Origin of the sequence: Mucilaginibacter oryzae (assembly GCF_003148845.1) — a bacterium.
In the GTDB taxonomy this organism is placed as follows: Bacteria; Bacteroidota; Bacteroidia; order Sphingobacteriales; family Sphingobacteriaceae; genus Mucilaginibacter; species Mucilaginibacter oryzae.
This window is the reverse complement of record NZ_QGHA01000002.1, coordinates 925,340-932,958: the sequence shown is the minus strand read 5'-3', so window position 1 is coordinate 932,958 and position 7,619 is coordinate 925,340. Positions and strand designations below refer to the sequence as shown.

6 protein-coding genes are annotated in these 7,619 nt (G+C 42.2%); 5 read left to right on the top strand and 1 reads right to left on the bottom strand.

Going from position 1 to position 7,619, the window contains the following annotated elements; all coding sequences use genetic code 11:
• From LX99_RS09195 to LX99_RS09175, 5 genes are all read left to right on the top strand, one after another.
• Positions 1 to 289, top strand: a 289-nt coding sequence (locus LX99_RS09195; RefSeq protein WP_146203085.1) for a transposase, incomplete at its 5' end; no start/stop codon positions are given.
• Between the two features lie 108 nt (positions 290 to 397).
• Complete coding sequence (locus LX99_RS09190) at positions 398 to 994, top strand: TetR/AcrR family transcriptional regulator (protein WP_245927880.1); 597 nt, start codon at positions 398 to 400, stop codon at positions 992 to 994.
• Between the two features lie 45 nt (positions 995 to 1,039).
• A complete protein-coding gene (locus tag LX99_RS09185; protein WP_109607571.1) occupies positions 1,040 to 1,855 on the top strand; it encodes an SDR family NAD(P)-dependent oxidoreductase in 816 nt (271 codons plus the stop codon).
• Positions 1,856 to 1,877: 22 nt separating this feature from the next.
• Positions 1,878 to 2,645 (top strand): SDR family oxidoreductase, encoded by a 768-nt coding sequence (locus LX99_RS09180; protein ID WP_109607570.1) that lies wholly within the window; start codon positions 1,878 to 1,880, stop codon positions 2,643 to 2,645.
• 40 nt (positions 2,646 to 2,685) lie between these two features.
• Complete coding sequence (locus tag LX99_RS09175; RefSeq protein ID WP_109607569.1) at positions 2,686 to 3,690, top strand: NADP-dependent oxidoreductase; 1,005 nt, start codon at positions 2,686 to 2,688, stop codon at positions 3,688 to 3,690.
• Positions 3,691 to 4,196: 506 nt separating this feature from the next.
• Here the strand turns inward: LX99_RS09175 and LX99_RS09170 are convergent.
• Positions 4,197 to 7,586 (bottom strand): DEAD/DEAH box helicase, encoded by a 3,390-nt coding sequence (locus tag LX99_RS09170; protein WP_245927879.1) that lies wholly within the window; start codon positions 7,584 to 7,586, stop codon positions 4,197 to 4,199.
• Positions 7,587 to 7,619 lie beyond the last annotated feature (33 nt).

Genomic DNA, 7,619 nt, shown 5'->3' with positions numbered 1-7,619 from the left:
AAGCAGAAAACTTTCTCATATCTTTTCAAAAACTCAAGACAAAGGTGTCGGGTTAACAAAACTTGCCCGGTGGTATGATGAAGTGGAAAGATCGGGTATTAAGGCTTTTGCTACCGTTTCCAGAACAATCCAAAACCATTATCAAACCATTCTCAATTACTTTGACAAAAGGCACACTAATGCCTCAGCAGAATCTTTCAATGCAAAGATTAAAGCCTTAAGAGCACAATTCAGAGGAGTAAGAAATGTCGAGTTCTTTATGTTTAGACTAATGAAAATCTATGCCTAATAAAACTATCCCCCCAACTTTTTTGCTTGATCCAAACATTGTTTTGTAAAATATACTAAAAAGTATAATTAATTAAACTTTTTAGTATATTTTTGCATCGTTAAACTCATGAGTATGATTACCAAAGCGGAAAGAACAAAGCAATTTATTTTGGAAACAGCGGCTCCTATTTTTAATCAGAAAGGGATATCCGGCGCTAATATAGACGACGTGCTTGCTGCTACTAAACTAACAAAAGGATGCCTTTACGGTCATTTTGAAGGTAAGGAGGACCTGGCCTTACAGGTTATTGAACATATGCTGAATGCTAACGGCGAGAAAATGTTATTGACCATCAGTAAGGGTAAAACAGCCAAGGCTAAGGTATTTGCTTTTCTCGATTTTTATAAGGATCCTTTGAATACTTACCTTAAGGGCGGATGCCCTATATTTAATATCGCGGTGGAATCTGATGATAACTTTCCAGCGATAAAGGAAAAGATTGCGGGTGTCATTCGCCATGGCCAGGAATTGTTTGTCAGCATTTTGAATCAAGGTATTGAAAACGGTGAATTTTCTAACAAACTTGATCCTGTTGTTTACGCTTTTAAGGCAGTAGCTGCCGTTGAAGGTGCTGTTGTGATGTGCAGAGCTATGAATACAGCAAAACCTATGGCAAGTTTACTCAAGAGTCTCAAATCGGAATTAGAGGGCTATGCGCTCTAATTTTTTTTAATATAAAATATACTAAAAAGTCTAAAATAAAAGATTATGAAATTAAAGAAACAAACGGTATTAGTCACCGGTGCTTCATCGGGCATCGGGCTGCTTGTCGCCGCCAAGCTCCACGAAAATGGCTACCAGGTAATCGGCACAAGCCGTAACCCGGAAAAGCACCAGTCAACAGTGCCATTTAAGTTACTGCCATTGGATCTGAATGATGACCATTCTATAGTATCTTTTAGTAAGGAACTGTTCAGCGAGATTAAAACTTTAGATGTGCTGATCAACAACGCGGGCTACCTGGTTAACGGACTTGCCGAAGAAACTCCTATTGAGTTAGGCAAACAGCAGTTTGAGACTAACTTTTGGGGAACCATCAAATTAACCAACGAGTTGCTTCCTCATTTCAGGAAGCAAAAACATGGAAAAATTATTACCATCGGTTCTCTCCTCGGTTTAGTGAGCCTACCATACGTGTCCTACTACGCAGCTTCCAAACATGCCCTCGAAGGCTATTTTAAATCGCTTCGGTTTGAATTGAACCAGTTTAACATCAAAGTGGTAATGGTGGAGCCAATGAGTTTTAAAACTAATATAGGCGAAAGCGGAATGGTAGCAACCGGGAAAAATATCGCAGATTATGATTCGTTCAGGAGAAAAATTATCGCGTACACTAAACAGACATTTGATAAGGCACCCGAGCCTGCACCGGTTATCGATGCCTTGCTGCGGGCGGTAAGGGAAAAAAATCCAACGTTTGGCTTCCCTGTCGGAAAAGGCTCATCGATCATACTGCTGCTTCAACATTTCGCCTATAAGCTGTTCGAAAAATCCATTCTGAAGTCGGTTAACGCATCGAAATAACACTCACATTAAAAAGTATATCATGCAATTAAAAGGGAAAACGGTATTGATCACGGGTGGTGCATCGGGTATCGGGCTGGAAGCAGCAAAACAATTTTTAACCAATGGAGCCCAGGTAATTATTACCGGCAGGAACCATGCAAAATTAGATGAAGCAAGGAAACTGTACCCGGCTATTACGGCCATAAAAAGCGATGTCTCAGATGCAAGTGACGCGCAAAAACTTTTTAACCAGGTACAGCGACTCGGCGGCATAGATATCTTATATAACAACGCAGGGGTGCTAACCGACCCGATCAACCTGGGAATAGCAAACGACCGGCATTTTGAAGACGCGGCTTACGAAATGAACGTCAACTACCTCGGGGTAATCCGGCTTAATAACCTGTTCATGGATATGCTGAAGTCAAGGAATGAAAGTGCTATTATCAATACCACGTCCATACTCAGCTATGTACCCTCATTACTGGAAGCCACTTATTCAGCATCCAAAGTTGCTTTGCGGTTTTATACAGAAACGTTGAGAAAGCACCTGCAAATTTTGAATAGCAGCGTGAAAGTGTTTGAGCTGTTACCACCTGTTGTGGCTACCGAAATGACCGCTGAGCGGAACGGTAAAAAAATGACTTCGGAAGATTTGGTGAAAGCACTTATTCGAGGTTTGAAGAAAGATCAGTTTACGATCAGGGTTGGCGACACGAAAGCGCTTTATATCGTCAACCGGCTTTTTCCAAAGTTGGCTTTTGGTTTGGTTAACCCCAAGCAAAGTCACGCGGTGATAGCATCATAAAATCATTACAATACTAAAAATAATTAAAAAACTAAAAATCATGCGGGCATTCATCGTAAATGGCTACGGCAAAAAAGAAAAATTACAGCTAACCGAATTGCCGGAACCAGCTTTAAAGGAAAATGAGGTATTGGTGCAAATATACTCAGCAGGTGTCAATTTGTTGGATTCGCTTATCAGAAACGGCGATTTCAAATTGTTTTTACCCTACAAGCCACCATTCATAAACGGCCATGATATGGCAGGTGTAGTAACTAAAGTTGGGGCAAAAGTCAGCCGGTTCAAAATCGGTGATGAAGTGTATTCAAGAGTGGGCGATCACAGAATAGGCACTTTTGCGGAATACATCGCAGTAGATGAAGATGATTTAGCCTTAAAGCCTAAAAACCTAACTATGGACGAAGCAGGCTCCATTCCATTGGTTGGCTTAACCGCCTGGCAGGCACTGGCTGAAATAGGGAATGTAAAAAAAGACCAGAAAGTTTTCATTCAGGCAGGTTCCGGTGGTGTGGGTACATTCGCCATCCAGTTGGCCAAACATTTAGGTGCTTATGTTGCCACCACGACAAGTGCGGCTAATAAAGATTGGGTAAAAAAGCTTGGTGCCGACCTCGTTATTGATTACAAAACTCAAGACTTTGAAACCTTATTGAAAGATTATGATTTGGTTATACACAGTAATCGTGACACCAAAATCTTCGACAAATCATTCCGTATCCTGAAAGCCGGCGGGCAGCTGATTTCATTGGTCGGGCCACCTACGCCGGAATTTGCAGCGGAGATCGGCTTGCCGTGGTATCTAAAATTGGTGACAAAGCTTCTGAGTTCCGGCGCAAAGAAAAAAGCAAAAAAAGCAAATGCGACCTTTCGCTTCTTATTTATGAGGGCAGAAGGCAATCAACTTTCAAAAATTACAGCATTAATAGAAGCAGGGGTTATTAAACCGGTGATCGATAAATTATTTGCGTTTGAGCAAACCAACGATGCATTGGCTTATGTGGAATCGGGCCGCGCCAAAGGAAAAGTGGTCATTAAAGTTAAATAATGAATGTTTGAGTGACTGTCCACTCCATCACAGTTGCAAAACAAAGTGTAGGAGGTTATAAATTAAGTCATAAGTATTTGTGTCGCTTTATGTTTAAACCGCCACATTACCGGCTTAACATTGAACTTACTACTTTAGGTTGGTAGGGCACTTTGGCGGAACGGTTTATACAATTGAGATAGTATTGTAGCCCCCACCCGCATGTTGAACTTAAAGCCAAACTATGTAACAGTAACGAATTCTGATTTATTTTAAGTTAGTTATGTATCCACCTGAAACTCCTTTTCGTTGTGCATTAATCCATTTAGAATTTTGAAAGGAATGCAATAACATCCGGCAAAAGTCTGATAAAGTTGGCTATGTTTTTTTATGTAGCTGTGAGATTACCTAATACCGATAAATCTTTTAAAAACTGGTTCGAATTCTGTACCGTCAGGTGCACTTAAAAGTAAGAGCCTTCAAAATCATCGATTTTGGAGGCTTTTCTATGTTCAAATTGACCCGGCCTAATTCAGCAGATCCAGCAGGTCATCCTTTGAAAGCGATGCCACAACCGCTTTATCGGGCCTGATGAGGTTATCGGCGAGGTCTTTTTTGGTTTGTTGCATGATCATGATCTTTTCCTCAACCGTTCCGGGGCAGATTAGGCGTACAGCTACTATGTTTTTATCCTGCCCGATACGGTGACAGCGGTCGATGGCCTGATTTTCAACCGCGGGATTCCACCATGGGTCTACCAAATACACGTAATCGGCTTCAGTTAGGTTTAAACCGGTACCGCCCGCCTTAAGGCTGATGAGAAACACCCGGACACCCGGATCGTTTTGAAATTCGGCTACTGCTGCTTCCCGCTTACGCGTTTGGCCGGTGAGGTAGGAGTAGCGGATATACCGGTTTTTCAACTCCTTGCGGATAAGATCTAGCATGGATACGAATTGCGAGAAAACCAGTATTTTATGCTGACGCATTTTACCCTCAATTTCCTCCATCAACATGTCGATCTTCGCGGATGCTTCACCGGGCATTTTTTCACCCTTTAATAACATAGGCGAATCGCAGATCTGCCTTAGCTTTCCCAAACCCTTTAATACGTTCATGGGGCTTTTTTTGAGCACCTCATTGGTAGTAGCCGAAATGTATTCCCTGAATTCTTTCTCATACGAATCGTAAATATAGCGCTGTTCCTGCTGCATTTCGCAATACAGTACCATTTCGGTTTTTTCGGGCAGGTCTTTAGCTACTTGTTGTTTGGTACGCCGAAGAATGAATGGTTTAACTTTGTTTTGTAATTCGAGCGCCCGCTTGCTGCCTTTAAACTTATCGATAGGCACGGCGTAAATATCCTTGAAATACTGCTTGCTGCCCAATAAGCCGGGGGATGCAAACGAAAGCTGACCATACAGGTCAAAAGTGTTATTCTCGATCGGGGTGCCAGTTATGGTGATCTTGTTACGCGATTTTAGCAATCGCGCTGCCTTGTACCGTTGCGATTCTGGATTTTTGATATTCTGCGATTCATCCAGGAAAACATAATTGAACCGGAAGCTTTTTAAAAAGTTAATATCCGAAAGCAGCGTTCCGTAAGAGGTAAGTACAACTTCATATTTATGCAGATCATCCGCATGCCGGGCCCGGTCTGCCCCATAAATTGTATGTACGCTGACAGAAGGCGCGAATTTCCGGAATTCCTGTTGCCAGTTAAACAAAAGGGATGTTGGTACCACGATCAGGTTGGTGTTGTTATCCGCTTTTGTTCTTTGCAAGAGTATAAACGCTATGATCTGGATCGATTTACCTAATCCCATATCATCAGCCAGGCATCCGCCAAAATTAAGTTCATCCAGATAGTTAAGCCAGCTTAAGCCCCGCCGCTGGTAGGGGCGAAGTGTACCGTTTAGCCCCTCAGGAACGGCGACCTCCGCAATTTCATCAGTGTTGCTTAGTTTCTTGTGGTAGGTATTGATCTCGTCGCGCACATCATTATCCAGCATCTCTTCATCATAAAACTGTTGAATTGCGCTGTAATTGCTTTTAGATGTATGTAGGGTGTCGTCATCACCAATCTCGCCCGAGTTAAAATAATCTGTAAACTTTTCAATCCATTCGGCGGGTAAAATGCCTTGGGTACCGTCATCCAGTTTAATGTATTTATTTTTGTTTTTAACCGCCTGGTGTACCTGTTTTAAGCTTGCCCGCTTTTTGCCAAATTTTACATCAATGATGGTGTTAAACCAATTGATTCCGCTTAACACCTTGATGTGTATGGTAACTTTATTGGCGTTTAATTTATTACCTTCCAGTTCGTTAAAGCCAAGTATCTCGATCTGGTGGGTACGCCATTGTTCAAAAACATCCAGGAACCAGTCCTCATCTAAAAAATGCCTTTTATGCAGGTAAAAGTATTCCAGGTCGTTATCAACCTGCTCGTCAAAATAAGGGTGCTGTTTCATCAGCAGGGCGGTAAACGCAATCTCCTCGTCGTCGCGCCGCTTTACCATAAACTGGTTACCCTTTTCGTCGGTACCGTAAATTTGTTTTTTGGTGCGGATGGGTATCTCCGCCTCGCCGTAACGCATCACCGGGATGATCATCACATGCGCGCCAAAATCCGAAAGGTAGATGATCTTTTCGGCAGGTTGGTCAAAACCTTCGTCTTTTATTTGCGTTGGTGTCGCCGGTTTAATATAAGTGTAATCGATAGTAAGCCTGGTTTCCAGTTTGTTAAGCAATTGCGTTTTTACATCGGCATATTTGCTTTTATGCACCTGCAGGCTGCCTTGCTTTTTCTTCAGTAACTCTACCACATTTAATACCTGCAGGTTATTGATAAAGTATAGCGTATCCCCAACCGAAATAAAATAATTGAACTTAACTTCAAGATCTTTAACATCATAAAGTAAACCATCAATATTAAATACGCCGTTTATTTCATAAAAATCGCCCCAGGTATTCACCTTCAAGTTGATGTCGCTTTGCAGCAGTTTCACTTTCACAGCGCTCACAGAACCTGCTGTAACATTGTTGGATATGTTAATGTTGTGAATATAAAAACTATAGTTCAGCGGGTTTTTAACTATAGCTTTCAGGGCTGACAGATCAGCTGGCGTCCGTTGCGTATTAATATGGTTTTGAAATTTGTGTACGCCGGTAAAAAACCTGAGCCTTGCTGCATCTTCCGTATCCCAAACCTGATCTAAAGGCGCCACAGGGGTTAAAGGATTTTTGATATTCCCGTCTTTAGTAGTCTGGGCGTTGTAAAGTTCAACAAATAGGTAATTGTAGTATTTGTGCTGTTTAAGCACCACACAAACTATCCTGTCGTCGGTCTCCGGGGGCGAAGATGGTTCGGGGTTATCTTTAATAATGACTGATTGCAGCGCGGCCAGGCTTTCTTTAGTTACAACTGTTAAGGCTGCTGAGCGCGGCGTTATTTCGAAACGTTTATGATGATAGCTTACCTCGAAGTATTGGTCGAGGTTGGTTTCATTTTCCAAACCGTAACCTCTCGCTATTTTCCTGATGTTTTGCTGCCTGAGATCATCATCAAAAAAAATGCGCAATTCATCGCGCTGAATAATAGCTGATAGCACCTGGGCCTGGTGCTCGCATAATTTATCATTTGGGGCGCTGCAGGCGCACGATAGTGAAAGCTGCCCGGGCTGTGCGGTTACCACAACTTCCGGAAAAGCTACTGCGGCGGCATGGTTAGTAAAAGCGCCATGATCAATTTCGATATGTTTTGGTATGATTTGCCGGTAGCTTTCTTTATCAAAATAAATACCCGCAGCGGTATGCCGCGCTATCAGGCTTTCGGTAAGGCCGTTAACAGTAATACCTTTGATGATGATATTGTGATTACCCGAATTATCGTCCCTATAGCTTGTTATCCCGATCAAGTGGCGTTTCTTTTCAGGATGGAATATTACGCA

What these genes read in the sequence shown, in the direction of transcription:
- LX99_RS09190 (WP_245927880.1), top strand. Translation starts at nt 398, where the DNA reads ATGAGTATGATTACCAAAGCGGAAAGAACAAAGCAATTTATTTTGGAA.
- LX99_RS09185 (WP_109607571.1), top strand. Translation starts at nt 1,040, where the DNA reads ATGAAATTAAAGAAACAAACGGTATTAGTCACCGGTGCTTCATCGGGC.
- LX99_RS09180 (WP_109607570.1), top strand. Translation starts at nt 1,878, where the DNA reads ATGCAATTAAAAGGGAAAACGGTATTGATCACGGGTGGTGCATCGGGT.
- LX99_RS09175 (WP_109607569.1), top strand. Translation starts at nt 2,686, where the DNA reads ATGCGGGCATTCATCGTAAATGGCTACGGCAAAAAAGAAAAATTACAG.